Annotated in this window: 21 protein-coding genes; 15 read left to right on the top strand and 6 right to left on the bottom strand. The window is 62.4% G+C overall.

The annotated features are described in order from the left end of the window. The first annotated feature begins 57 nt into the window (after positions 1–57). From hemQ to hemL, 7 genes are read left to right on the top strand one after another with little or no spacing between them, the layout of a single operon-like run. Positions 58–759, top strand: coding sequence for a hydrogen peroxide-dependent heme synthase (hemQ, locus tag VUN82_17555; GenBank protein XAS70882.1), 702 nt, complete (start codon positions 58–60; stop codon positions 757–759). Next, complete coding sequence (locus VUN82_17550) at positions 756–1979, top strand: ferrochelatase (protein ID XAS70881.1); 1224 nt, start codon at positions 756–758, stop codon at positions 1977–1979. The genes hemQ and VUN82_17550 overlap by 4 nt, the downstream gene beginning before the upstream one ends. After that, entirely contained in the window at positions 1976–2962 is a 987-nt protein-coding gene (gene hemC / locus VUN82_17545; protein XAS70880.1) for a hydroxymethylbilane synthase, read from the top strand. Before VUN82_17550 ends, hemC begins: the two co-directional genes overlap by 4 nt. A 1-nt stretch (position 2963) precedes the next feature. After that, the gene (locus VUN82_17540; protein ID XAS70879.1) at positions 2964–3872 is read left to right on the top strand and encodes a uroporphyrinogen-III synthase; all 909 of its coding nucleotides are present in this window, start codon (positions 2964–2966) and stop codon (positions 3870–3872) included. Next, entirely contained in the window at positions 3869–4849 is a 981-nt protein-coding gene (gene hemB, locus VUN82_17535) for a porphobilinogen synthase (GenBank protein ID XAS70878.1), read from the top strand. Before VUN82_17540 ends, hemB begins: the two co-directional genes overlap by 4 nt. After that, positions 4849–5988, top strand: a complete 1140-nt coding sequence (locus VUN82_17530; protein ID XAS70877.1) for an LLM class flavin-dependent oxidoreductase — start codon at positions 4849–4851, stop codon at positions 5986–5988. The genes hemB and VUN82_17530 overlap by 1 nt, the downstream gene beginning before the upstream one ends. A gap of 54 nt (positions 5989–6042) precedes the next feature. Further along, on the top strand, positions 6043–7362 hold the full coding sequence (gene hemL / locus VUN82_17525; protein ID XAS70876.1) for a glutamate-1-semialdehyde 2,1-aminomutase: 1320 nt from the start codon (positions 6043–6045) through the stop codon (positions 7360–7362). Between the two features lie 84 nt (positions 7363–7446). Here hemL and VUN82_17520 read toward each other — a convergent pair whose 3' ends face one another. After that, a complete protein-coding gene (locus tag VUN82_17520; protein ID XAS70875.1) occupies positions 7447–7755 on the bottom strand; it encodes a hypothetical protein in 309 nt (102 codons plus the stop codon). Positions 7756–7795: 40 nt separating this feature from the next. On the opposite strand from VUN82_17520, the gene VUN82_17515 reads away from it, so the two are divergent. Next, the gene (locus VUN82_17515; GenBank protein ID XAS70874.1) at positions 7796–8785 is read left to right on the top strand and encodes a glycoside hydrolase family 3 N-terminal domain-containing protein; all 990 of its coding nucleotides are present in this window, start codon (positions 7796–7798) and stop codon (positions 8783–8785) included. A 219-nt stretch (positions 8786–9004) separates the two neighbouring features. Further along, positions 9005–9907: an IS982 family transposase gene (locus VUN82_17510; protein XAS70873.1), complete on the top strand. Its 903-nt coding sequence runs from the start codon at positions 9005–9007 to the stop codon at positions 9905–9907. A 20-nt stretch (positions 9908–9927) separates the two neighbouring features. Here the strand turns inward: VUN82_17510 and VUN82_17505 are convergent, their stop codons facing one another. The 4 genes from VUN82_17505 to VUN82_17490 all read right to left on the bottom strand — a co-directional run bounded on the left by VUN82_17505 (position 9928) and on the right by VUN82_17490 (position 13422). Next, positions 9928–10665: an amino acid ABC transporter ATP-binding protein gene (locus tag VUN82_17505; protein XAS70872.1), complete on the bottom strand. Its 738-nt coding sequence runs from the start codon at positions 10663–10665 to the stop codon at positions 9928–9930. Further along, the gene (locus VUN82_17500) at positions 10662–11426 is read right to left on the bottom strand and encodes an amino acid ABC transporter permease (GenBank protein XAS70871.1); all 765 of its coding nucleotides are present in this window, start codon (positions 11424–11426) and stop codon (positions 10662–10664) included. Before VUN82_17500 ends, VUN82_17505 begins: the two co-directional genes overlap by 4 nt. A gap of 12 nt (positions 11427–11438) precedes the next feature. Further along, positions 11439–12389, bottom strand: a complete 951-nt coding sequence (locus VUN82_17495; protein XAS70870.1) for an ABC transporter substrate-binding protein — start codon at positions 12387–12389, stop codon at positions 11439–11441. A 322-nt stretch (positions 12390–12711) separates the two neighbouring features. Then, entirely contained in the window at positions 12712–13422 is a 711-nt protein-coding gene (locus VUN82_17490) for a 3'-5' exonuclease (GenBank protein ID XAS70869.1), read from the bottom strand. Positions 13423–13488: 66 nt separating this feature from the next. Here VUN82_17490 and VUN82_17485 point away from each other — a divergent pair, with 66 nt between their 5' ends. Genes VUN82_17485 through VUN82_17475 form a run of 3 tightly spaced genes read left to right on the top strand, consistent with a single transcriptional unit; the run spans position 13489 to position 20743 of the window. After that, a complete protein-coding gene (locus VUN82_17485) occupies positions 13489–13905 on the top strand; it encodes an MGMT family protein (GenBank protein XAS70868.1) in 417 nt (138 codons plus the stop codon). After that, positions 13902–17216 (top strand): ATP-dependent DNA helicase, encoded by a 3315-nt coding sequence (locus VUN82_17480; protein ID XAS70867.1) that lies wholly within the window; start codon positions 13902–13904, stop codon positions 17214–17216. Before VUN82_17485 ends, VUN82_17480 begins: the two co-directional genes overlap by 4 nt. Then, positions 17213–20743 carry an ATP-dependent DNA helicase gene (locus VUN82_17475; GenBank protein ID XAS70866.1) on the top strand — a complete coding sequence of 1177 codons (3531 nt, stop codon included), beginning with the start codon at positions 17213–17215 and terminating at the stop codon, positions 20741–20743. The genes VUN82_17480 and VUN82_17475 overlap by 4 nt, the downstream gene beginning before the upstream one ends. Before the next feature lie 48 nt (positions 20744–20791). Here VUN82_17475 and VUN82_17470 read toward each other — a convergent pair whose 3' ends face one another. After that, the gene (locus tag VUN82_17470; GenBank protein ID XAS70865.1) at positions 20792–22108 is read right to left on the bottom strand and encodes a macrolide 2'-phosphotransferase; all 1317 of its coding nucleotides are present in this window, start codon (positions 22106–22108) and stop codon (positions 20792–20794) included. 180 nt (positions 22109–22288) lie between these two features. On the opposite strand from VUN82_17470, the gene nudC reads away from it, so the two are divergent. Genes nudC through VUN82_17455 form a run of 3 tightly spaced genes read left to right on the top strand, consistent with a single transcriptional unit; the run spans position 22289 to position 26030 of the window. Next, on the top strand, positions 22289–23278 hold the full coding sequence (gene nudC / locus VUN82_17465; protein ID XAS70864.1) for an NAD(+) diphosphatase: 990 nt from the start codon (positions 22289–22291) through the stop codon (positions 23276–23278). Continuing rightward, complete coding sequence (locus VUN82_17460) at positions 23275–25407, top strand: ATP-dependent DNA helicase UvrD2 (protein XAS70863.1); 2133 nt, start codon at positions 23275–23277, stop codon at positions 25405–25407. Before nudC ends, VUN82_17460 begins: the two co-directional genes overlap by 4 nt. Next, complete coding sequence (locus VUN82_17455) at positions 25407–26030, top strand: M48 family metallopeptidase (GenBank protein XAS70862.1); 624 nt, start codon at positions 25407–25409, stop codon at positions 26028–26030. The genes VUN82_17460 and VUN82_17455 overlap by 1 nt, the downstream gene beginning before the upstream one ends. Positions 26031–26079 lie beyond the last annotated feature (49 nt).

Genomic DNA, 26079 nt, shown 5'->3' with positions numbered 1-26079 from the left:
CGCCTTGTAGAAGTGATCCGTTTCGACTTAGTGGCTGGCACGGGGCAAACTTGAACCATGAGCCACACTTCTGCCGAATCTGTCACTAAAACTGCTGGAACCGAAGAGCAGTTCTTTACGCTCTGGACCGTCTTCAAGCGCTCGGCCGACGTCCTGCGCAGCGGCGATGCTGCCCAGGAATTCGAAGCCCTTGAAGGGAAGCTCGCCGAAGAAGGCGTGACCCTGCGGGGCAGTTACGATGTTTCCGCCATGCGCTCGGACGCCGACATCATGGTGTGGCTCCACGGATCCAAGCCGGAAGACCTTCAGTCCGCCGTCCGTTCCATTCGCCGCAGCAAGCTCTTTGCCGGCACAGAGATCGTCTGGTCCGCCATGGGCGTGCACCGGGAAGCCGAGTTTGCCAAGAGCCACGTCCCGGCCTACGCGCGGGGCGTCGAGCCCAGCACCTGGCTGTGCGTTTATCCGTTCGTCCGCTCCTACGAGTGGTACCTGCTCCCAGCGGAAGAGCGCGGAAAAATGCTGCGTGACCATGGAATGCTGGGTCGGGAGTTCCCGCAGGTCATCTCGAACACCGTTTCCTCGTTCGCGCTGGGTGACTGGGAGTGGATCCTTGGACTGGAGGCACCTGAACTCGTTGACCTCGTTGACCTCATGCGCCACCTGCGTGCAACCGACGCCCGTAACCATGTCCGCGAAGAAATCCCGTTCTACACAGGCCGCCGGGTGACTGCTGCCGAGATTGCAGAGGTCCTCGCATGAGTGGCCTTGCCGTCTCCACCACCCCCAACGAGGTCACCGAGCGTGGCCGCCAGGAAGCAAAGCAGTACGACGCCGTGCTCCTTGCATCCTTTGGTGGTCCTGAAGGCCAGGAAGATGTCATTCCCTTCCTTCGCAACGTCACCCGCGGCCGCGGCATCCCGGATGAACGCCTTGAAGAGGTCTCACACCACTACCGCGCGTTTGGGGGCATCAGCCCCATCAACCAGCAGAACCGTGAACTGAAGGCCGCGATCGAGGTCGAGTTGGCCAAGCGCGGCATTGAGCTTCCGGTCCTGTGGGGTAACCGTAACTGGGATCCGTACATCGCTCCGGTACTGCAGGACGCCTACGACGCCGGCCACCGCCGCATCCTGATGCTCACCACGAGCATCTACTCGTGCTACTCCAGCTGCCGCCAGTACCGTGAAGACATTGGCATCGCCCTGACGGAAACAGGGCTGGACGGCAAGCTCGAGGTGGACAAGATCCGCCAGTACTTCGACCACCCGGGCGTTGTGCAGCCTTTCCTTGAAGGTACCGCCGCCGGCCTCGAAGAAGTCCGCGGCAAGCTGATCGCTGCCGGTGAATCCGACCCCGATTCGAAAATCCGAGTCCTGTTTGCCACCCACTCCATCCCCACGCGTGATGCCGAAGCAGCCGGCAGGTCTGAGGACGAGCCGCGCGAGTTCGCAGAAGGATCTGCCTACGCGGCACAGCACCTGGCAAACGCCCAGGCCATCATGGATGCCGTTGCCCCGAACGTGGCTTGGGACCTCGTTTACCAATCCCGCTCCGGCGCGCCGCACATTCCTTGGCTGGAACCGGACATCAACGATCACCTCGAAGAAATCGCTCCCGAAGGCGTACGCGGCGTCGTGATCGTTCCCCTCGGTTTCGTGAGTGACCATATGGAAGTTGCCTGGGACCTGGACACTGAAGCCCTGGAGACCTGCAGGAACCTGGAGATCGAAGCCACGCGCGTGCCCACCCCGGGAACGCACGCTGCCTTTGTGTCAGGGCTGGTTGACCTGATCTGTGAACGCACGGTGGATAACAACATCGCCGATCGCCCCCACGTTACGGACCTTGGTCCTTGGTACGACGTCTGCCGCCCCAATTGTTGCGAAAATTTCCGGGGAGCAAAGCCGGTTATTGCCGAGGTCGGCTCCACTATCGGCGTCGGGCATGAGGCTTACACCTCCTCGGAGGTCAGCAAGTGAGCATCCGCATTGGCACCCGGGCCAGCAAGCTCGCGCTGACCCAGACCCAACAGACCGCCGATCAGCTGGCAGCCGTTGGTGGCTTCCCGGTGGAACTGGTGCATATCAAGACCGAGGGCGATGTCAGGACCGGCTCCCTGTCACAGATGGGCGGCACGGGTGTCTTCGTGGCGGCCCTGCGCGATGCCTTGCTTGCTGAGACCTGCGATGTCGCTGTTCATTCTTTGAAGGACCTGCCTACGGGGGCTGCAGTTGGACTACGCATCGCCGCTACCCCCAAGCGCGTGGATGTCAGGGATGTCTTGTGTGCCCGGGATGGCCTTACCCTTGCCGAATTGCCCGGTGGCGCCAAGGTAGGTACGGGTTCACCCCGACGTGCTGCGCAGCTAAGGGCGGCACGGCCTGACATCGAGGTGCTGGATATCCGTGGAAACGTGGACACGCGCCTGGGACGCGTCCCCGGGCTTCCCGGCAACGTCACCGACGAAGTTGTTCCCGGCAAGTCCTGCGACCTGGACGCCGTAGTGCTCGCTGCGGCCGGGCTGGAACGGATGGACCGGCTGGACACCGTCAGCGAGTTCTTCGAGACGGATGTCATGCTGCCCGCCCCGGGCCAGGGCGCGCTGGCCATCGAATGCCGCACGGCGGACGCCCCGCAGGTGGAAGGTTCCAACGGTGTTCTCGCCCAGGCTCTCGCTGCCCTGAACGACGACGACACCCGGCTTGCCGTGACAGCTGAACGTGCCGTCCTGGCCCGGCTTGAAGCGGGCTGTGCCGCGCCGGTGGGTGCTTACGCCTTCAGGAAGGGCAGCATGCTGCACCTTGAAGCCGTTGTCTGCGCCGTTGACGGCACCAAGACTGTGCGCGAGAAGAAGGCCACGGATGGCCTGACCGAAGTGGGGGCAACGTTGCTTGGCATTGAAGTTGCGGAGCTTCTGCTCGCTGCTGGTGCCGCGGAGATCGCGGATCTTGCAGCGTCCTGATGTGACTCAAGCATCGGCCTTGGCAGGTCGGCGGGTCCTGATTACCAGGAGCGCCGACCGCGCCCGGCCACTTGCTTCGCTCCTGCACACGCTCGGAGCGGAGCCGTTGGTGCTTCCCCTCATCGATTTCGAGCGGGCGGAGAACCAGGCTTCCCTCGACGCCGCCCTGGACCAGCTCTCCGCTGGATATTTTGACTGGATGGTCATCAGCAGCATCACCACCGTGCGTGTCCTGCTCGAAAAAGCTGCCGAGCGTGGCACGCTTCCGGCAAACCTCGTGCCGACACGGACGCGCGTGGCCACGATCGGTCCATCGTCAAAGCGGATCCTGGAAGCGATCGGCCTGACCGTCTCACTGGCACCCACTGACCTTCAATCTGCCGAAGGCCTCGTCGCCCTCTGGGAGCAGGCTCCTGGACGCGTTCTTCTCCCGCAAGCCGATATTGCGGGCCCCGAGCTGCGTGACGGATTGGCCGCCAAGGGTGCAGACGTAACGTCCGTGACCGCCTATCACACGGTGGACTACCCGGCCCGGACGGGACATCGCCTCGAAGCCGAACTGCCCGCCGCCGTCGTGAATTCCGACAGTGTGGCTTCCGGCATCTCTGCCTCCGGCAGTGCTGGTTCCCGTACCGGACAGCCGCAGGAAATGACTCCCGCAGAGGCCCGCGCCGCCATCGACGCCGGGATGCTGGACGCCGTCGTGGCTGCTTCCCCGAGTGCCGCCCGGCGGATTGCGGCGACCCTCCTGCCGTTGGGCAGTTGCCGATTCATAGCCATTGGGCGTCCGACGGCGGCAGAGGCCACCCAGCTCGGCATCACCGTGGCAGCCACGGCCAAAGAACCTACCCCGGACGGCATTGCGGCCGCCTTGGAAACAGTATTCGCCAACGAAGGGAACCCCAGATGAGCTTTCCGAACCACCGTCCCCGCCGCTTGCGGACAACCCCGGCGATGCGCAGGCTCACGGCAGAAACACGCCTGGCCCCCGCAGACCTCATACTTCCGGCCTTCATCCGTGAGGGCCTCAGCGAGCCCAGCCCGATCAGCTCGATGCCCGGCGTCGTCCAGCACACCACCGACACTCTCAAGCGCGCAGCCGCGGAAGCCGTGGAACTTGGCGTGGGCGGCATCATGCTGTTCGGCGTGCCGGAGGTTCGGGATGCGCGGGGCACCGCATCCCTGGATCCGGAAGGTGTCCTGAACAAGGCCATTCGCGACGTCAAGGCCGAAGTGGGCGATGACCTCGTCATCATGGGCGATGTCTGCCTGGACGAATTCACTGACCACGGACACTGCGGCGTTCTGGATGCCGATGGATATGTGGACAACGACGCCACCCTGGAGATCTATGGCCAGATGGCCGTTGCCCAGGCTGAGGCGGGCGCCCACGTGCTTGGACCTTCAGGCATGATGGACGGACAAATCGCCGTCATCCGCCAGGCGTTGGAGGATTCCGGCCACAAGAACACCGTTGTCCTGGCCTATGCTGCCAAGTACGCCTCAGCTTTCTACGGTCCGTTCCGTGAAGCGGTGGACTCCCAACTGAAGGGTGACCGCCGAACGTACCAAATGGATGCAGCCAATCGTCGCGAAGCCATTCTCGAAGTGGAACTGGACCTTGAAGAAGGCGCCGACATGGTCATGGTCAAGCCGGCCATGAGTTACCTCGACATCCTCGCGGATATTGCGGCAATGAGCCCCGTACCGGTCTCGGCCTACCAAATCTCCGGGGAGTACGCCATGATCGAAGCGGCCGCCGCCAACGGCTGGATCGATCGGCGGGGCGCCATCACGGAGTCGGTGCTGGGCATCAAGAGGGCCGGAGCCGATACCGTCCTGACCTACTGGGCCTCCGAACTGGCAGGCTGGCTGAAGGAGTCCTGATGACCGCCGTGCCTTCCGAATCAGGACTTCCGTCCGCATCTGCGTCCGCATCCGCCTCCGCATCCAGGGCTGAATCCGACCCCACCGCACCCGTAGGTGCAAGCGAAATCCTGCTCGGCCTGAACACCTTCGGGGACGCGGGCCTCGATGCCGACGGTAATCCCAAGGAGCACGCCCAGGTCCTGCGGGAGTTGCTTGAGGAAGCAAAGCTGGCTGACGCCCTGGGCATTCATGCTTTTGGCGTGGGAGAGCATCACCGCCGTGATTTTGCAGTGTCTGCTCCCGAGGTCTTCCTGGCGGCGGCTGCCGCAGTGACTTCACGGATCCGGCTCGGCTCGGCTGTGACAGTACTCAGTTCGGATGATCCGATCCGGGTCTTCCAACGCTTTGCCACTGTTGACGCAATCTCCAACGGCCGGGCCGAGGTCATGTTGGGCAGGGGATCGTTTATTGAGTCCTTCCCATTGTTCGGACTGGACCTTGCGGACTATGACGTCCTGTTCGAAGAAAAGCTTGAGCTGTTTGACAAAGTACGGGCCCAGAAGCCGGTCCACTGGGAAGGGCGGACCCGCCCCAACGTGAACGGACTCCAGGTTTACCCGCGTTTGCAGCACCATTTGCTGCCAGCATGGATAGGCGTGGGCGGGACACCTGAATCCGTGTTGCGGTGCGCGGAATATGGCTATCCGATTATCTTCGCGATCATCGGGGGAGAGCCCCGCCGTTTCGCTCCCCTTGTAAATCTTTATCGCGACGCAATGGCCAAATACGGTCACTCCATGCGACAGATCGCGACGCACTCACCCGGCTTCATCTCAGATACTGACCAGGATGCCCGGGAAGAACTCTTTCCGCATTGGCTGGAGCAGCGCAACAGAATCGGGGCCGAGCGCGGCTGGGGTCCGGGAAACCGGGGGGAATTCGACGCAATGTGCGGACCGGAGGGCGCTCTTTATGTGGGTTCTCCCGAGACTGTGGCCCAAAAAATCGTCCTGCTCAAACGCAACCTCGGCGTGGACCGCTTCGACCTCAAATACAGCAACGGCACGCTTCCGCACGGATCCATGATGCGCTGCATTGAGTTGTACGGCACCGAAGTGGCCCCACGGGTCGGTGAGCTGCTGGCGAACGATTCATAGCTGCGCTTCTGAATCACCGAAAGAGGCTTCTGAATGACTGAAAGAATAGGAACCATGACTTCAAACACCCCTGTGTCCGACCAGCTTTTCGATCGAGCCCAGTCCCTCATGCCCGGCGGAGTGAACTCGCCCGTGCGTGCCTTCGGGTCCGTTGGCGGCACTCCGAAATTCATGGTTTCGGCCAAGGGCGCCTACCTCACTGACGCCGATGGCAAGGAATACGTGGATCTCGTCTGCTCGTGGGGCCCGGCCCTGCTCGGGCATGCCCACCCCGCCGTGCTCGACGCCGTGCACGCTGCTGTGGACCGCGGCCTGTCCTTCGGAGCGTCCACCCCGGATGAGGCCAACCTCGCCGAGATCGTGAAGGAGCGCGTGTCCGCCGTCGAACGCCTGCGCATGGTGTCCACGGGCACCGAGGCCACGATGACGGCGGTTCGCCTCGCCCGTGGTTTTACCGGCCGCAACCTGATCATCAAGTTTGCCGGCTGCTACCACGGCCACCTGGACGGCCTGCTGGCAGCAGCAGGTTCCGGCCTCGCGACGTTGGCCCTCCCCGGTTCGGCTGGCGTCACGGCAGCCACCGCCGCTGAGACACTTGTTTTGCCTTACAACGACCTCGCAGCTGTTGAAGCTGCCTTCGTCAAGCACGGCAACAACATCGCGGCCGTGATCACCGAAGCTGCCCCGGCAAACATGGGTGTCGTCACCCCGGCCGAGGGCTTCAACGCCGGGCTGTCCCGCATCACCACGGAACACGGGGCGCTGCTCATCCTCGACGAAGTCCTCACCGGTTTCCGCACCGGTTACGCCGGCTACTGGGGACTCACGGGCCGCCAGGAAGGATGGGCGCCGGACCTGCTGACCTTCGGCAAGGTCATTGGCGGCGGAATGCCGACGGCGGCCCTCGGCGGACGTGCCGACGTCATGGATTACCTCGCACCCGTGGGTCCGGTGTACCAGGCAGGCACGCTGTCAGGAAACCCTGTGGCTATGGCTGCCGGTGTCGCAACGCTTACCCATGCCACGCCTGACGTTTACGCTTATGTCGACGCCCGTTCGCTGGAGCTCTCCGCTGCCCTGTCCTCGGCGCTTGATGCCCAAGGCGTGGACCACTCCATCCAGCGTGCAGGGAACCTGTTCTCTGTTGCGTTCGGTACCTCGGCCCACGGCGTGCACAACTACGACGACGCCCAGGGCCAGCAAGCCTACCGCTACGCACCGTTCTTCCACTCAATGCTGGACTCCGGCATCTACCTGCCGCCATCGGTCTTCGAAGCATGGTTCCTGTCCTCGGCGCATGACGACGCTGCCATGAACAGGATCGTTGACGCACTCCCGGCTGCTGCCAAGGCTGCAGCCGCCGCGATCGCCTAAGTCCGCGGTCGCCTAAGTTCGCGATCGCCCAGGGCAAGAACTTGCAGTGCCCCGGCCGGCTGTTCCAAGCAGGCTGGGGCACTGTCACTTCCCGGGGTAGGCTCGTAAGGGAAACCCAACCCCAACGAATTCACGGTTTACCATGCGCAAGATCCAGTCAATTGCATCCCTTGGAGTGAGGGCCGCGGCGGCCGGAATCCTGGTCACGATGGTGCCTGGTTGCTCAAATGGAAATGAAACCGCGAGCCCAACGACTTCGCCCGTTTCACCATCTGCAACTACCCCTTCGCCCACGAGCACCCCTGTTCCGCCCAAGTCCGCTTCCGGGGCTTCAACCGAACCCACGGTCTCCCGGCCACCTTCGGCAGCACCTACCCCTGAAGCACTGTCCACGGCGCAACAACAGCTTGCCAAGTTAAGTCTCGAACAACGCGTGGGGCAGCTCTTCATGGTTGCCGCGAAGGCGACGGGTGCTGAGCCAGGCACCATGGAAGCACTCACCAAATACCACGCAGGCAACGTCTACTTGAGTGGTCGCAGCAAGGCCGGGGCTGCTGCCACAGCTGCCGTCGTGGCCTCCCTTACCGGGACCGTTTCCGCCGAAACTACCGGTGGGCTGCCTCTCTTCGTGGCCACAGACCAGGAAGGTGGATATGTCCAGGTCCTGGCTGGTCCGGGTTTCTCCACCATCCCTGCCGCGTTGGTGCAAGCCGGAGCTGGTCCCGCGAAGCTGCGGGCAGACGCCACGGTTTGGGGAAAGGAACTGCTTAGCGCTGGCGTCAACGTCAATCTGGCTCCGGTCGTTGATACTGTGACGAGCCCTGAATTCGCGCCCTCCAATGCACCGATCGGACAATTCCAACGCGAGTACGGATATGTGCCGGGGCAAGTGTCCAACCTCGGAAACGCTTTTGCCCAAGGTATGAAGGACGCGGTCGTGGCACCGGTCGTGAAGCACTTTCCAGGCCTCGGCAGGGTAATTCCCAACACCGATGTCAGCCAGAACGTCAGGGACACTGAAACCACGCGGAATGATCCCGCCTTGGAGCCATTTCGCACAGCCATTACGAACGGCGTGCAATGGGTCATGGTGTCCAATGCCTACTACGACCAAATCGACCCCGCCAACATTGCGCCGTTCTCGCCGGTGGTCATGGGGCAGATGCTTCGCGGGGACGCTGGCTTCAAGGGCATTATCCTCTCGGATGACGTCTGTAGTGCAGCACAGTTGAAGCCGTGGACCACCGCGGACCGTGCCATCAACTTCTTCGCAGCGGGCGGCACGATGCTGCTTTGCGCGGACCCGGGAAGCATCCCCGCCATGTATGACGCCGTACTCCAGAAAGCACAGTCCGAGCCGGATTTTCGTACCAAAGTAGATGCTGCGGCCTTGACGGTGCTGTCGGTGAAGATCGGGAAGTAATCCCGGGAAACAAGCCCAGGCCCCGAGAGTGGCTGGTGCCCCACCGTTTTTTGCGCTTAATGCAGGAAACCCCGCCTCCATGACTTTTCACCACTGGGGCGACCGTCTGGAGGCGGGGTCTGCTGTTTGGCTGCCTTCCGGGGACTAGATGACTAAGTCCTATTGCCGTGGCGGGCGCGGGAGCTTTTAAAGTAAGGCGGAGAGTGTTAAGCCGAGTTTGTGAACACGCAACTAAACACTCTCCTGACCACACTTTACGTCTATTTGGATGACCATGTGCTGCCGGACCTGGGTGTGTCCAGGGCTCGCCGGCCGGGCCGGAAACCGGTGCTGAGCGACGCTGAGCTGCTCTGCCTGGCCGTGGCACAGCACCTGCTCGGCTTCTCCTCGGAGACCAGGTGGATCCGTTATTCACGGATCCACCTGTCCGGCATGTTCCCGGGCATTCCGCACCAATCCGGCTATAACAAGCGTCTCCGGGCCGCGGGCCCTGTGATCGCGGCCGCCATCACCGCGCTGGCACGGGACACCCCGTCCTGGCACGAGGTCCTGCGCCTGGTCGATTCCACCCCCGTGCCGTGCGGCATGTCCCGGGAAACCGTCAAACGCTCCGACCTGTCCGGGCACGCCGGCTACGGCTACTGTGCCTCCCACTCCCGGTTCTTCTGGGGCCTGCGTCTCTACCTGATCAGCACCCCTGAAGGCATGCCCGTGATCTGGGGCCTGGCGAACCCGAAGATCGGTGAACGCGAGGTCACCCAGGCCCTACTCGAACACGACCACCACCTCATCCGGGCCGGGCAGGTCATCCTCGGGGACAAAGGCTTCGCCGGCCGCGACTTCGAACGGTTCATCACCGAGGACCTCGGCGCGCACCTGATCCGCCCGGACCGCAAGGACGAGAAACCCCGCTTCGGCAAACTCGGCGGCATCCGACAATGGATTGAATCCGTCTTCGACACCCTCAAGGGCCAACTCGGCCTCGAAGAACACGGCGGACGGACCATGGCCGGCGTCTACGCCCGGGTAGCTGCCAGACTCCTCGCCCTTGCCGCAGGCATCTGGCACAACTGGCGCATCAACGCGCCCCGCAAACGCTCACTCATCGCCTACGACCACTAAATCCAATAGGACTTAATCATCTAGAGGACGTCCGAGAGGAATCCTTGGAGCCGCTCTGTCCGGGGGCTGTTGAACAGCTGCTCCGGCGGACCTGATTCCACAACTACGCCGGCGTCCATGAACGTCACTACGTCTGAGACGTTGCGGGAGAAGCCCATCTCGTGGGTAACCACCACCATGGTCATGCCTCCCTGCGCGAGATCGGTCATCAGGGCAAGTACGCCCTTGACGAGTTCCGGGTCCAGCGCGGAAGTGGCCTCATCGAAGAACATAACCTCGGGCTTCATGGCAAGCGCGCGGGCAATGGCTACGCGCTGTTGCTGGCCACCCGAAAGGTTGGCAGGGCGGGCATCGGCCCTGTGCTTGAGGCCGACCAGGTCCAGTTGGGCCAAAGCCTCCTCACGTGCTTGTTCCTTTGACAGTCCACGAATCTTACGGAGCGCCAGAGAGATGTTCTCGGCCACCGTCTTGTGGGGGAAGAGGTTGAATTGCTGGAACACCATGCCGATGCGACGCCGGAGCTCGTCGGGATTGTCCTTGAGGACGGAACGGCCGTCCAACAGGATGTCGCCCTGGTCAGGTTCGATGAGTCGGTTCATCACGCGGAGCAGCGTTGACTTGCCGGAACCCGAGGGGCCGATGACCGAAGCCGTGGTGCCCTTCTCAACGTGCAGGTCGATTCCCCGCAGGACATGGTTGGTGCCGAACGACAAATGTATGTTCTGTGCCGTCAATGTGCCGGATGTAAATTCACTCATGCGTGGGCTCCCTTCCCGACGACCGCCGCGGCATCGTCCGGTTCTTTCTTTTCAGGCCTGCCTGAACGGAAGCGGGCATCAATCCAGTTCACGAAGTGCGTGAGCGGAATAGTGAGCACCAGGTAGAAGATGGCCGCAGCCACATAAGGCGAGAGGTTGCCGCTGGTCGCAGCCGCGTCCTTGCCGATCTGGAAGATCTCGCGCTCAGTGGCCAGCAGGCCCAGCAGGAAGACGAGGGAGGATTCCTTGATCAGGGCAATGAGTTGATTGACCAAGGCAGGAAGCACTCGGCGGATGCCTTGGGGAACCACTACCAAACGCATGGAAGCGCCGTAGCCGAACCCCAAGGCACGGGACGCTTCGAGCTGTCCCTTATCCACGCTCTGGATACCGGAGCGGAAGATCTCGCCGATGTATGCCCCCGACATCAAAGACAATGCTGCGATGGCCATCGGGTAGGGGCTCGTGGAACCGGTCAGTTCACGGATGATGGGGCCAAAGCCGAATCCGATGACCAGAATGGTCAGCACGGGCGGAAGTCCGCGGAGGACGTCCGTGTAGATGCGTGCAATCCACCGGGCCGCGGCGTTCCGGGAAATCCCCATCAGGGCCAGGGCCATGCCCAGCAGGGTCCCGATGATGCCCGAAATGACAGCGAGCACCAGGGTGTTCGGCAGGCCGACGGCAAACATCTTGGGAATGACTTCGCCCATCGCCTCCCAGTCAAGGAAGGTGTCAGCCAGTTGCTTGAGGATATCCATGGAACGCCCGGGTTACTTGGCCGGGATCTGGACGGCCTTGCTGCCCGGCTTCCAGCCCTGCGGAGTCTGCTCGGCCGCGGTGGGACGATCCTTGTACCACTCGGAGGTCAGCTTGGTCCACGTACCGTCAGCAATGACGGCGTCCAGCCCGGCGTTCAGGGCATCAATCAGCGGCTGGTTGTCCTTGTTCACCGCGTAAGCCGTGAAGTTCTGCGTGTTGACAACCTTTTCGGCGATCTTGGTACCGTCGCCTTCCTTGACCTGGCCGGAAGCCTGCTGGGAGGGAGCCACCCAAGCGTCGATCTGACCGTTCTTCACGTTGCCATAAACGGTGTTGTAGTCAGGGAAACGCACGGGCTCGAGCTTGAGCGTGTTGGTGACATAGTCATCCTGGACGGTGCCCTGGACGACGCCGATCCGGACGCCTTCCTTGAGGTCGGCGAAGCCGGTGACCTTGGCGTCGTTCTTGGTCACAACGGCCATGTAGCCAAAGTCGTAGCCGTTGGTGAAACCGACGGTCTTGCGACGGGCATCCGTGGTGGAGATCGAGGAGGATCCGACGTCGAACTGCTTGTTTGCTACCTGCGAGAGCAGGGCGGAGAAGTCAGTCGATGCGAACTCCACCTTCAGGCCAAGCTTGTCGCCGATGGCGCGCAGGAGCTCGTTGTCATAACCGGTGAACTTGCCGGAAGGATCGATGAAGATGTTCGGCGGTGCATCGGACAGGGTGCCAACACGCAAGGTGCCATCGGTGACGAGGCCCAGCTTGGACTTGTCGATCTTGTCCAACGCTGTGACGTCCGGGGTGGTGTACTTGTCCAGGGTCTGCTGGTCGCTGCCCGCGAGGGCATCGGTGGGCGAGCCGCTGGGCTGGGAGGTTCCTCCGCCGCATGCTGCCAAGGAGATCGCCAGGGCCGCCGCTACGGGAGCAGCAGACAGCCACTTGAGGGCTTTGAATTTCATGAAGAAATCACTTTCGTCGGGTCACAGAGACGTTCGCGGTGGGCGGGGAACGTGGCAGCAAGTATGGGGATGGCTGCCCTAGCAGACTTCAACCCGCCAAACTTAATTATGTCACCAGCCCAAAGAAGCGCTGTGAATCGAACAAGTGATTGCTCTAGATCGTTTTTCCCGAATAAAGTTTCTGGTCAGAAGCCTTTGCTCCCGGAACTATTCCGGCAATAGGCAAACTGATGGAATCCCTGCGCACAGGGGACGTGCTTTAGGAGCTTCGGAATTCTTGTGACTTGCGTCCCAATACAGGTCGCCCTTGCCTGAGCCTGCCTCAGAAGCCGCCTCGACTGGCATCCTCGGGTGGCAGTACCGGCCACTCGCCTTCGATGACAGCGGTGGGCTTGCTTCGCCGCAGATACTGCTGGAAGTCAGCAGCTTGGGATGCGGCCCAGTCCACCTGCAAATGGTGCAGCTTGGAGGCCGGCATTTGCAACTTGGGGAATTTGCCAGCCATGGCATCCAAAACGCGCAGTGTCGCCAAGGCGTCCGCGGCGGAGGTGTGGGCGTTGTCCAGGTTCACACCATATTCCTCGCATAAAGCTGTCAAGGTGCGCTTGCCCTTACGGTACCGGTCCACCTGCTTGTTCATCACATATGGGTCCAGTACCGGGAAACGGGTCAATTGCGGGACACCATGCCGTGCTGACTCGGCGGCGAGCACCGTGAAGTCGTAGCTGGCGTTGAAAGCAATGACGGGAGTGTCGTCGTCGAACAATTCCTGAAGAACTGCTGCCACCTCGCGGGTGACTTCGGCCGCAGGGCGGCCTTCGGCGCGGGCTTTCTCTGTCGTCACTCCGTGGACCTCGCTGGCCTCCAGAGGAATCTCCACCCCGGGGTCCGCCAGCCACTCATGCTCTTTGATGAGCTGTCCGTGCGCGTCCACCACAGTGATTGAAGCCGTGACGATGCGGGCGGAACGGGAATTCTTCCCTGTGGTTTCGAGGTCGAAGGCAGCGCGGGGGAGGGTATTCCAGGAGCTCATGTTTTCACGCTACCGGCTGGCACTGACAGTACTGGGCACGACACTCCTGCAGCTACGCTGGAGCACATGCGGATGGAGTATGTGACGGCGGTACTGGCTGTCGTGGACCTTGTTCCGCCAGGCACGGCCGTGTCATATGGTGACGTCGCCGAACTCCTTGGAGCCGGCGGACCCAGGCAAGTGGGCGCGGTGATGAGCCACTACGGCAGTTCCGCAGCTTGGTGGCGCGTCCTGCGGGCAAGCGGTGATGCCCCGCCCGGCCACGAGGCAGAGGCCCTGCGCCATTACATTCAGGAATCCACGCCGCTGCACGGCGCCTTTGAGCAGTTCCTGCGGACAGGTGAGGGCCGCTGGCGTGTGGACCTCGGCACTGCACGATGGGCACCAACTGATCCTGATTTCGATCTTATTGATGTGATCTCGGACCAGTTGGAGCGTCAGCTCCATATTTTGTCGGTGCCCGATGATGAAATGACTGTGTGACCGCAACAGCTAGTAAAGCCCGCCAAGCCGCGGCAGCCCTCCGCCTGCTTCCGCCGCGCGAGATTCACTACGCGGCACCTGACCTGTCTCCGGACCAGCGTGCGGTGGTGTCAGTCAGGCAAGGAGGCGGACCTGTCCTGGTCCCTGGAGGTCCGGGCACCGGAAAGTCCACAGTGCTGGTCGAATCAGCGGTCCGCCGTGTTAATGAAGACGGCGTAGATCCCGAACGGATCCTTATTCTCGCCCCTGGCCGACACGCTGCGGCCGCCTTGCGGGACACCTTCACCGGTCGCCTGGACAGGAGCCTCAGTACGACGCCCGCACGCACCTGGGCGTCGTACGCGTTCGACGTCATCCGGCGCGCCAAAGCGGAAGGCGTCCTGCCGTTGCCCCGGCCGCCCAAGCTCCTGTCCGGACCGGAACAGGATCTGATCATCAAGGAGTTACTGGAGGGCCATTCCCGCCCAGGGCACCAGTTGCCCTGGCCAGAGGACCTCTCCGCAGCGCTGCCCACCCGTGGTTTCCGCAACGAGGTCCGCCAATTATTTGATCGCATTATCGAGGCCGGCCGCACTGCAGAGGACCTGGTGGGCCTCGCCTATGAATGTGGGCGTCCGGATTGGATGGCAGCTGCCGAGCTCTACGGTGAGTACAGGGATGTTTTGGACCTCCGAATGCCCGAGGCCTTCGATCCCGCGGGGATCATCACCACGGCGCGCCAGATTTTTCAGGACTCGCCCGCTTTCCTGGCCGCTGAGCGCGACCGCCTGCAGCTGATTCTCGTGGACGACGCCCAGGAATCCAATCCTGCCGTGTTTGAACTCCTCGCGGATATTGCCGAGGGCAAGGACGCCGTAGTTACATATTCGCCAGACACGGTGGTGCAAGGCTTTCGCGGAGCGCGGCCGGACCTTGTCGCCGAGCTGCCCTTGCTGCTCGAAGGAAGCCACGAGGTTCTTGAGCGGCCACTGTGGATCACCCATCGTCACCGACCCGAGGTGGCGGAGGCCTGGACAAGGGTTGCCGCACGTATCTCCCAACGATCCGGAGGCCAACGGGCCAGGCGCCTCGAACAGCCGGACTCCATCGAAGGCGCTCAGGAAAACAGCAACGGGGGGCGGGTGGAAGGGCATGTGCTGCCTTCTCCCGTCCATGAGCTCCGGTATGTTGCACAGCGGATTCTGGAAGCCCAGTTGCGTGAGGGCCGGGAGTTTGGTGACATCGCCGTCATTGTCCGCAATGGTGGATTGATCTCGCAGGTCCAGCGTTACCTCAACGGACAGGGAATCCCCGTGCGTGTTCCGGTGGCTGATTCCGCAGTACGGGACGAGGTGGCCGTCCGGCCCCTCCTGGAGGTCTTCGCTGTCATCCTTGACCCGGCCAAGCTCACTCCTGAGACCGCTGTTTCCCTCCTGACTTCGCGTATTGGTGGAGCCTCCGCCATTGAGCTGCGCCGCCTCCGGCAATCTCTCCGACGCGAGGAGCTCCTTGGCGGCGGCGGACGTTCCAGTGACGCTTTGCTGGTGGAAGCGCTGCTTGAACCCGGAGCGCTCGCCTCGTTGGGGATTGAAGGGAACCCTGCCCGGCGGCTTGCACGGATGATCGCTGCCGGCACCGCCGCAGCGGCCGAGCCGGGGGCCAATGCGGAATCTGTCCTCTGGGCGCTGTGGCATGCCACGGGCTTGGCTTCGCGCTGGTCTGACGCCGCCTTGGAAGGGGGGAGTGCCGGGGCCCGCGCTGACCGCGACCTTGACGCCATGATGGCGCTGTTCCACACAGCTGAGCGGTTTGTGGATCAACTGCCTGGCTCCGGCCCGGAACAGTTCCTCGATTACTTGTTGAACCAGGAACTTCCGATGGACACCCTTGCGGCGAGGGCCCAGCTTGAGGAATGCGTGGAAATCATGACTCCCGCCAGTGCTGCAGGCCGCGAATGGCCTGTCGTGATCGTGGCTGGCCTGCAGGAAGGTGTCTGGCCGAACACCCGTCTACGCGGCGAACTCCTGGGCAGTACCCTGTTTGCGGACGCCGTGGAGCATGGAGTTGACTACGCGCTGGGCCGCGGGCCCCTCAGCAGGCTGAGGGACATTCGCTACGACGAACTCAGGAGTTTCTCCACAGCGGTCTCGCGCGCCAAGGAGATCCTCATCTGCACGGCAGTCTCCTCCGAGGACGAACAAACATCGGCCTTCCTGGATTATGTAGCCCCCTTGGCTCCCGGCGATTACAAGCGTGACTACACCCCGGTGGATCGTCCAATGACCCTGCGTGCGCTGGTAGCTGAGTTGAGACAGCACGCCCAGGCTGAGGATCAGGACGACGGCGAATCGTCCACCGCGCGCGAAGCAGCGCGGGTGCTGGCTCGCCTCGCGTCTGTTGATCCACCAGTAGCGGGAGCCCATCCGGATACATGGTGGGGTTTGGCTCCCTTGAGCTCCGAGGAAGCGGTGGTCCCGGCGGGAGGCACTGTTTCCGTATCGCCATCCAAGGTGGAGGCTGTCCACAAGTCCCCACTGGACTGGTTTGTGCAAGCGGCCGGGGGAGAAGCTGCCACCGACTTCGCACGGAGCCTTGGCACACTGGTCCACACCATTGCACAGGAGCTGCCGGACGCTTCGGGTGCGCAGTACGTTGCCGAACTCGTTCGCCGCTGGCCCACCCTTGGCATGAAGGACAATTGGGAGGGCAAGCTCGATTACCAGCGCGCGGAACTGATGGTTCGCAAGTTAGCGCAGTACGTGCTCATCATGCGCAGCGAAGGCCGGAGCCTGCTCGCGGTGGAGCACGACTTCGAAGTCCAACTTCCTGACGTCCACCTTCCTTCTGCATGTCTGGAGGAAGGCGCGGATGATTCCACAGGCACCCGGCACGCTGTGCTTCGCGGACAGGTTGACCGCTTGGAAATCGACGCCGAAGGCCGTTTGGTGATCGTCGATCTCAAGACCGGAAAACGCCAGCCGGGCAAGGCCGAAGTGGCCCGGCACCCTCAGCTGGGGGCGTACCAGGCAGCGGTTCTCAAAGGTGCATTTGAGGATGCGGGCACGTTTGGGGAGTTCGGCAAACCTGTTCCCGGTGGGGCCGTCCTTGCACAGCTGGGAACCAAGACCAAAACCCCCGGGGTTCAACAACAGGATCCACTCGAGCCTGACGACAACTGGGCAGAGGCTTTGGTCAATGAGGCCGCTGAACTCATGGCCGGCGCAACGTTCGAGGCCCGGCACGATCCGAGCAAAGGGGGACACGGCGGACATGGCTGCCGTCTACCCGATATTTGCCCACTGTGCGCCAGAGGAAAGCAGGTCACTGAATGACTACCGATCTTCTTGAAGGATCCGAAACCAGGGACGCCGAAATCCTGGATGTGGAGTCCGGGCTGCCTGTTCCCAGGTTCTCCCCGTCCGAGTTGGCAGACATTCTTGGCGAAAAGAACCATCCCACTGCAGAGCAGGCCAGCATTATTTCTTCCTCGCTCACTCCGCGCCTTGTGATAGCTGGCGCGGGCTCGGGGAAGACTGCCACCATGGCAGACCGCGTTGTGTGGCTTGTGGCCAATGGTTGGGTCCGGCCCGAGGAAGTCCTCGGTGTGACATTTACCCGTAAAGCTGCCGGCGAGCTGGCCAGCAGAATCCGGGCCAAACTGGCCACCCTCCAGCGAATAGCAGGCGAGGACGATGGCAGCATCGGCTTCCCTGAGGGGCTTCTGGGTGCCGATGACCTTGAGCCCAAGGTGTCCACTTACCATTCCTACGCGAGCGGAATTGTTTCGGATTATGGATTGAGATTGGGCATCGAGCGTGACGTCGTCCTGCTGGGTGCCGCGCAATCGTGGCAGTTGGCAAGCGAGGTCGTTGAGGCCTACGACGGCGAATATGAGCACTTCACCGCGGCAAAGTCGACGCTCGTCAATGCCGTCATCCAGCTCGCGGGTGAGTGCGCAGAACACCTCCAGGACCCCGCCGCCGTCCGGGACTGGGTGCTGGAGCGCGTTCAGTCCTTCGAACAGCTCCCTTATGTGGCCGGTGCAAAGAAGAACCCGACGCAGGCGGCAGGCGAGCTCGCTGCCATGCTACGGACCCGGGCCAGCGTCGCAGACATGGTTCTCCGGTACCAGGATGCAAAACGGCAAAGGGGAGTGCTGGATTTCGGGGACCTCGTGGCACTCGCGGCCCGCATTTCGAGGGAAATACCATTGGCTGCGGCCACTGAGCGGGCACGCTACAAGGTGGTGCTGCTGGACGAGTTCCAGGACACTTCGCATGCCCAGCTTGTCTTGTTTTCGCGCCTCTTCGGTCTCGGCCATGCCGTCACCGCGGTAGGGGACCCCAACCAATCGATCTACGGATTCCGCGGTGCCTCGGCGGGGCAGCTCTTCCACTTTGTGCAGGAGTTCCCTGTGAGGCACAACGACCAAGAGTCAGGCGGCGAGGCCTATTCTGTGGCCCCGACGTCTTACCTGACCACGGCTTGGCGCAACGGCCGGAACATCCTCCAAGCGGCCAACACAATTGCGGCCCCGTTGAACAAAGCCGCGGCCACCGACGGTCCGGCGGGGGAGAGAGGGAATGCAGGTGGCGTTGCTGTTCCGCCCCTGGTGCCGAGTCCGGCCGCGGCCGAAGGCAGCGTTGTTATCGGTCGCTTTGGCACTGACGAAGACGAGGCTGGCGCTATTGCCCGCGACATCCGGCGCTACCAGAGGACTGTCTTCGAGGATGAGAAAGACGGTACTCCGGTCAAGCCAACCACGGCGGTTCTGTGCCGGCGACGTGCGCAGATGGAATGCCTTCGGAGGGAATTCGAACTCCAAGGAATTCCCTATGAGATCGTCGGCCTCGGCGGTCTGTTGGACACTCCTGAGATCGTGGACTTGGTGGCAACGCTGCGGGTCCTGGCTGATCCTGGCCGTTCCGATGCTTTGATGCGACTTCTGGCGGGAGCCCGCTGGCGCATTGGACCAGCGGACCTCATGGCGTTCAACGATTGGTCCCGTTTCCTGGCCAAGCGGAGGTCAGGACCTGGCAACACCCTTGAGGTCGCCGACGAAGACCCGGCTGCCGTCGTGATGGAAAGCGACATCACTGACGCCGCAAGCCTGGTGGAAGCCCTTGACTTCCTGCCGCGGCCGGGCTGGACATCCGGACATGGGAGAACACTGAGCCCTTCAGCCCTGCAACGATTGACGAGGTTGTCTGAGGAATTGCGCTCCCTTCGAACGTACATCGGTGATGACCTGACTACACTGCTCGGCGAAGTTGAGCGTGCCATGTTGCTGGATATCGAGGTGGCGGCAAAGCCGGGAGTGAGCATTCATCAAGCACGGCGAAACCTGGATGCCTTCCAGGACGCAGCCGCTGGATTCCTGCAGACGTCGCAGCGGATCGACCTCCTGGCGTTCCTCTCCTGGCTGGAAGCTGCGGCCTCCGAAGAGGGTGGCCTGGATATTGCCCCTCTTGAAACCAACCGGGAAGCAGTCCAACTCCTGACCGTCCATGCCTCCAAGGGGCTGGAATGGGACGTCGTCTTTGTCCCCGGGCTCAACGCGGGTTCCTTCCCCAGCAACAGGGACTCAAGGTGGAGCAGCGGTGCAGCTGCCTTGCCATGGCCGTTGCGGGGTGACCGAGCCGATCTGCCGCAGTGGGATCTTGACCAGCAGGACCAAAAGGGTTGGCTGGACGCAGAGAAGGACTTCAAATCGGAAGTTCAACATCATGGCGAAGCCGAGGAACGCAGGCTTGCATACGTCGCCTACACCCGGGCCAAGTTCGTTTTGATGGTATCCAGCTCCGCGTGGAATGGGTCCAGGTCCGGTATGGCAGGGATGTCGTCGTTCCTATCCGAGCTGGCGCCACTCGCGGGAGTGCCCTCCTCGTCCGGGAATGCCCTCGCTGTCGTGGCCGGGCGGAGCGTTGTGGTCCACCCTGAATCAGTAGCCGAAGAATCACTGCCCGATAGCAGTCCGCTCACAGCAACGTTGGAAGTGGCTCAATTTCCTTATGATCCACTCGAAGGCCCGTCCGATCCGCGTACCGGAGCCCGTATCAGGCTCGTTCCCGGCCGCCGGGCCGCCATGGACCGGGCTGCAGCCCAGGTACTTGAATTCATGGAGGGAGCCGCTTCCGAAGCATCACCGGAAGAGTTGACAGGCAACCCGGGGCGCTGGTCACACGAAGCCCAGCTGCTATTGGATCGCCGGCTCCAGGGAAAACTTCATCAGGACGTGCACTTGCCCAGCCATATCTCGGCGTCCCTGTTTGTTGACCTTGGCTCAGATCCTGCAGCTGTGCTGGCCCAACTCCGTCGGCCCGTGCCCCGCGAACCAGGCATTTCGGCCCGAAAGGGCACAGCCTTCCACGCCTGGGTGGAGGAGTACTTCGGAACAACCGGCATGTTGGACATCGACGAAGCACCTGGCTCGGATGCCCATATCGACGAAGCGTACGGCTTGGATCACATGGTTGAAGCGTTCAAGCAATCAGAGTGGGCGCATCGGGCTCCAGCCTTTGTGGAAGTGCCTGTGGAAACGAGGATCGGTGAGGTGGTGGTCCGGGGACGTATCGACGCCGTCTTCCGTGACGCGGACGGGCGCTGGCAACTCATTGACTGGAAGACGGGTCGCCGGCCGGCGGGCAAACAGCTCGCAGCGAGAGCCGTGCAACTGGCTGTCTACCGACTTGCATGGGCGAGGTTGAAGGGCGTTCCCCTGGAGGAAGTCAGCGCGGCGTTCTATTACGTTGCAGAGGATGCTGTCGTGCGTCCGCATGACTTGGGCAGTGCCGGGGAACTTGAGCAGATCATCGGCAAGGCCCTCAAGAACGAGTTATCGGGTGGGGACTCCAGGTAGAAGGAGCGCTGGATAGCTGGTCCGGAACCCCGGTGTGGAAACGCTGGTCTATGAACGTTCGCCAGCATGCAGTGGTGTCACATTGACAACGTTCAAAGCTGCAGTCGACGCGTCATCCTGAGGCCGGGAGGTGGGTTCTTCCGCCAACTTATCGGACCTGGTTTCGGCATCCGGGCCTGATGCTGCTTCCTTGCCAGGCGCTTCCTTGTCAGGCGCGTCCTTGCCAGGCGCTTGGGCGTCAGGCAATCCGGCGTGGGGGACGTCCTTGGAAGACGTGGGAGCTAGGGGCGTCGCTGAAACTGAGGTGCCGGCGTCGGGAATCGCCACAACTGTAACAGCAGGCTGCTGGGTGTGGATGGAGTGATTCGAGGCATCCTGTAGTGCTGCCTTTTCGGCCTCCGCCTCAGCTGCTGCTGCCTGCTCTGCGGCAAGTACGGCCTGGTCATGCCGGGCTTGCTCTTGGATGTCGTCTGCGAGGGACTGCAGCATTGATACTGCCTCCGACGTCATATCCTCGTGCCCAACGGCCATTGCCTTCACCAGGTACTGGGCCAACGCGAATTCAGCCAGCAAAGCGGCCCGTCGAAGCAGATGGGCGTCCGGCGTGTCCCGGCGCGCCTCGGTATACCGGCTTAGCACGGCCTCAACGAACGAGGATTCGTTGGACGCCACCAGCCAGGCGAAATCATCTGCGGGATCACCGATGCGGAGATCGGTCCATCCTGTCAGGGCCGTCACGGTATCGTCCTGGACCATCAGGTTGTCTTCATGGAGGTCGCCATGAACCACCGAGGGGTTGAATCGCCAGAGCGCGACGTCCTCAAGGGCATGTTCCCAGCGACGCAGCAATATGGCAGGAATCCTGCCAGTGGTGGCTGCCTGGTCCAATTCGTTGAGCTTGCGCTGCCGAAACTCGTTGGCCGAGTAACTGGGCAGATCAGCGTTGTTGACCAGTGCCAGGGGGAGGTCGTGGATGGCGGCAAGGGCGTTGCCAATATCACGGGCCAAAGCCGGGCTGCCAGCGGATAGTTCGTCAATGGACAGCGTGGAACCTTGCAGATGGGCGTACACGAACGTTGTGAGAGCGCCCTGCCGGACTGTGCCGGCGACGGTTGGCACATGGAAAGGAAGCTCGGCACGGATGGCGGGCGCGAAGGCACGCAGGACCATGAATTCCGTTTCGAGGCGGGTACTGGCCTCGGGATGGCGCGGCGAACGGACGCGCCAGCGCTTGCCTTCCGCGTCGAGCAACAACGCCGAATCGAAGTCGGCGTCGTCGTCGGGGGAATAGGCTGTAGCCGTCGGTGCCAGTCCGGGCACCGCCGCGGTTGCTACAGCGGCCAGTTCGAGCGGTGTTCTTCTCACGTCTTCCACGGTAGATTGACTGGCGCCTGTGGCCATGATGCAGTGCGGCGAGTCTTCAGATCCGCACGAAAACAAGGCCGAAGTGGATCATCGGTTCAGTTCAGCGGCCGGCAATGCCAGGATATGCACAAGCGGCCGATCCAAATGTTCTTTGTCGGTGCGAATCAGTACGGTAGATACATGAGTTATGCGGAGTCTCCGGCGCTGGCCAACCACTTGATGGAAACTGTTCTTCCAGTGCGCCCGGCGTTGGTGGACCGAGGCTCCAGTGAGCGCATGAAGCCTGGCATGGTTGAAGACCTCATCGTCTCTGGCAAGGCCAAGGCCATGGTCATTTCCCAACGCAAGGCGCTGGTGAACGCGGACGGCCTCTGGTTCGGGGACGCTGGCCCGCTGTGGGCGGCCCTCGGCGAGGCAAAAACTGGCGCCCTGACGGCTATCTACTTGGGTACAACCTTGCGGCCTTCTTCCGTGGCCGAGGGTACTCCTGTTTTGCTGTTTACAGTTGCTGAACCGCCCGTTCCGGGGACAGCCCTGATCCCTTCCGATGCGCAGTGGGCAGGGTTCCGGGAAGTTGCCGGACGTCTCGATGCTACTGACACCGCCCTGTTCATCGAAGCCAGCGCCATCTCCAACTGGCACGCAACACATACCCATTGCCCGCAGTGCGGTACCCCGACCGATATCGAAACCGGGGGCTGGGTGCGCCGGTGTCCCAAGGACAACTCTGAGCACTATCCGCGCACAGACCCGGCGATCATTGTTACTGTAGTTGGCCCTGATGGCCGGCTTCTGCTGGGTGGCGGCGGGCCTGCCGACGCCAGGAACTACTCCACCCTCGCTGGATTTGTTGAACCCGGGGAATCGCTTGAGCAGGCTGTTGTCCGCGAAATTGGCGAGGAAGTAGGTGTCCGCGTTACTGCATGCCAGTATCTCGGTTCGCAGTCGTGGCCCTTCCCTGCCTCGCTCATGTTGGGCTTTACGGCAATAACGAACGACGCCGTTGCCCGCCCCGACGGCGTCGAGGTCACCCGAGCGCGGTGGTTCAGCCGGGAAGAGTTGCAGGAGGCCGTGTTGAGTGGCGAGATCACCATCTCCACGCGCTTGTCGATCGCCCGCTCGTTGATTGAGCATTGGTACGGCGGCGTCATCGAAGACCTCCAGCCGTGACAGGAGGAATTTTCGACGTCGGTGGCTCACTCGAGGAGCGAATCCTCAGCGGCTTGGATGATGAGCAACGTGAAGTAGCCAGCACTCTCACAGGCCCTCTGTGCGTACTTGCAGGTGCGGGCACAGGCAAGACCCGCGCCATCACGCATCGCATCGCCTATGGAGTGCACTCGGGAGTGTATTCGCCTCAGAGGCTGCTGGCCGTGACCTTTACAGCCAGGGCGGCGGCCGAAATGCGCAGCAGGCTTCGGGATCTTGGCGTGGCCAATGTCCAGGCGCGGACTTTCCACGCCGCGGCCCTGAGGCAATTACAGTTCTTCTGGCCTCAGGCGGTCGGCGGCACCCTGCCCAGCCTGCTGGACCACAAGGCGAACATGATCGCGGAGGCCTCACGCAGGCTTCGCCTCAGCACCGATCGCGCGTCCATCAGGGACTTGGCTGCAGAGATTGAGTGGGCAAAAGTATCTATGCTCACACCTGCCAACTACCTGGAGAATGCACAAGGACGCGGGACTCCGGGTGGTTTCGACCTCACGGCTGTGTCCAGGGTGTTCCAGGCGTACGAGGATATTAAGACTGACCGCAACGTCATTGACTTCGAAGACGTCCTGTTAATTACCGTTGGGATCCTCCAGGAGGATCCCAAAGTGGCAGCCACGGTCAGGGAGCAATACCGCCACTTCGTCGTCGACGAGTACCAGGACGTCTCCCCGCTTCAGCAGCGGCTCCTGGATCTCTGGCTGGGTGGCCGTGACGAATTGTGCGTGGTGGGCGATGCCAGCCAGACCATCTACTCCTTTACGGGGGCCTCGCCCAAGCATCTCTTGAATTTCAAGGCACACTATCCAGGTGCCACCGTGGTCAAGCTCATCAGTGACTACAGGTCCACGCCACAGGTCGTTAAGCTGGCCAATGATCTCCTCGGGTCCCGGCGAAGTGGCGGACCGGTTGCCGATGCGGCGTGGGCGCCTCCGCTCAAGCTTGTCGCCCAAAGGCCGGCCGGCCCGGAGCCTCGGTTCATGGAATGTCCGGACGACGAAGCGGAGGCGGCGGTCGTTGCCGGCAGAATCCAGGAGCTACTCAACACGGGAGTCAAGGCGAGCGAGATCGCCATACTGTTCCGCACCAACGGGCAATCCGAAGCTTACGAGCAAGCGTTGGCGTCGGCTGGGATCGGTTACCAGCTTCGCGGCGGAGAGAGGTTCTTCGCGCGCAAGGAGGTCCGGGATGCGATCCTGCAGTTGAGGGCTGCAACCAGGGCCGTGGCGGAAGGCGCTCCGGAGCCCTTGGGCCAGATTGTCCGTGACATTGTCGCTTCGCTTGGCTACAGCGAAGCCGCGCCGCACAGCGGGGGAGCCCTTCGCGAGCGTTGGGAATCGCTGGCTGCCTTGGTGGCCTTGGCTGATGAGTTGTCAGTCACGCGCGGAGAGTCTTTCACATTGGCTGAGTTCGTCAACGAGCTCCAGGAACGTTCGGTTGCCCAACATGCTCCCACGGTTCAAGGTGTGACCCTTGCCTCCCTTCACTCGGCAAAGGGGCTTGAATGGGACGCCGTGTTCCTGGTGGGCCTCAGCGAAGGACTCATGCCTATCTCCTTCGCGGACACTCCGGAGGACGTCGACGAAGAACGCCGGCTGCTCTACGTCGGGATCACCCGTGCGCGTGAGCATCTGAACCTGTCGTGGTCCTCTGCGCGTACTCCCGGTGGCCGTGCCAACCGCAAGCCCTCCCGTTTCCTCGATGGACTCCGGCCGGATTCGGTGGCGTCCGCGAACGCCAGGAGCCGGGCAGGTTCCACGCGCCGCAAAGCTGCGGCACCGGCGTCGTGCAGGGTATGTGGAAGCATGCTTGCCTCTGGGGCAGAGAGGAAGGTGGGTCGCTGCAACCAATGCCCGCCCACGTACGAGGAACAGACCTTCGACGCCCTGAGGCAGTGGCGGCGCGATGAAGCGCAATCTGCCGACGTTCCGGCCTACGTTGTCTTCACTGATGCCACATTAACGGCAATAGCCGAAGCCCGGCCGGCGTCGCTGGAGGAATTGGCTGGACTGGCGGGGGTAGGGCCGTCCAAACTGGAGCGCTACGGAGAAGCTGTCCTCGCCGTCCTCGCAGAAAGCACCAACCTCTGATGCCGCGTTCAACAGCCGGTCAGCCCGACGTTCAGATGCTCACCGACGACGGCGCTCCGGTAGTCGTCAGGCGCTCAGCCCGGAGGCGGCGGACGGTAGCAGCGTTTTGGGAAGACGGTAATGCCGTTGTCGCGATTCCGGCAAGCTTTACTAAATCGCAGGAGCGCGAGTGGGTGCGGCGCATGCTTGCCAAGCTGCAGAGGCAAGGCGAGCGCCGGGCGGGTAAACCAGATCGGCGCAGGCCTGCTACGGACGAGGCACTTGCCCAGCATGCAGCGCACCTTTCGCGGACCTACCTCGGAGGACGGGCGGTTCCGACGTCGGTCCGCTGGGTGACCAACCAGAACTCCCGGTGGGGTTCGGCTACTCCAGCGGATGGAACCATCCGGCTTTCCAACAAGCTTCAGGCGATGCCCCAATGGGTGATCGACTACGTGCTCCTGCACGAATTGGCGCATCTGCTGGTAGCTGGACACAACGCGCAGTTTTGGCGCTTGCTTGAGGCCTACCCGGAGACACAGCGCGCCAAAGCATTCTTGGAGGGGGTCGCGTTCGCGACGTCCCGTGGGTTGAGCGGTGACGCCAACCAATCCGCCGGAACGGAACCGGACGCGACGGGCTAGAGACGGCAATGGTCGCCATAATCCATGGCGACCATTGCTGACTTTAGGT

The organism is Micrococcaceae bacterium Sec5.1 (genome assembly GCA_039636795.1).
Lineage (GTDB): Bacteria > Actinomycetota > Actinomycetes > Actinomycetales > Micrococcaceae > Arthrobacter.
This window is presented reverse-complemented; position numbering and strand designations above follow the sequence as displayed.

Bases quoted from the DNA above. Each gene is read 5' to 3' on its own strand.
- hemQ (XAS70882.1), top strand. From the start codon at position 58: ATGAGCCACACTTCTGCCGAATCTGTCACTAAAACTGCTGGAACCGAA.
- VUN82_17550 (XAS70881.1), top strand. From the start codon at position 756: ATGAGTGGCCTTGCCGTCTCCACCACCCCCAACGAGGTCACCGAGCGT.
- hemB (XAS70878.1), top strand. From the start codon at position 3,869: ATGAGCTTTCCGAACCACCGTCCCCGCCGCTTGCGGACAACCCCGGCG.
- VUN82_17530 (XAS70877.1), top strand. From the start codon at position 4,849: ATGACCGCCGTGCCTTCCGAATCAGGACTTCCGTCCGCATCTGCGTCC.
- hemL (XAS70876.1), top strand. From the start codon at position 6,043: ATGACTTCAAACACCCCTGTGTCCGACCAGCTTTTCGATCGAGCCCAG.
- VUN82_17505 (XAS70872.1), bottom strand. From the start codon at position 10,665: ATGAGTGAATTTACATCCGGCACATTGACGGCACAGAACATACATTTG.
- VUN82_17500 (XAS70871.1), bottom strand. From the start codon at position 11,426: ATGGATATCCTCAAGCAACTGGCTGACACCTTCCTTGACTGGGAGGCG.
- VUN82_17495 (XAS70870.1), bottom strand. From the start codon at position 12,389: ATGAAATTCAAAGCCCTCAAGTGGCTGTCTGCTGCTCCCGTAGCGGCG.
- VUN82_17490 (XAS70869.1), bottom strand. From the start codon at position 13,422: ATGAGCTCCTGGAATACCCTCCCCCGCGCTGCCTTCGACCTCGAAACC.
- VUN82_17485 (XAS70868.1), top strand. From the start codon at position 13,489: ATGCGGATGGAGTATGTGACGGCGGTACTGGCTGTCGTGGACCTTGTT.
- VUN82_17475 (XAS70866.1), top strand. From the start codon at position 17,213: ATGACTACCGATCTTCTTGAAGGATCCGAAACCAGGGACGCCGAAATC.
- nudC (XAS70864.1), top strand. From the start codon at position 22,289: ATGAGTTATGCGGAGTCTCCGGCGCTGGCCAACCACTTGATGGAAACT.
- VUN82_17455 (XAS70862.1), top strand. From the start codon at position 25,407: ATGCCGCGTTCAACAGCCGGTCAGCCCGACGTTCAGATGCTCACCGAC.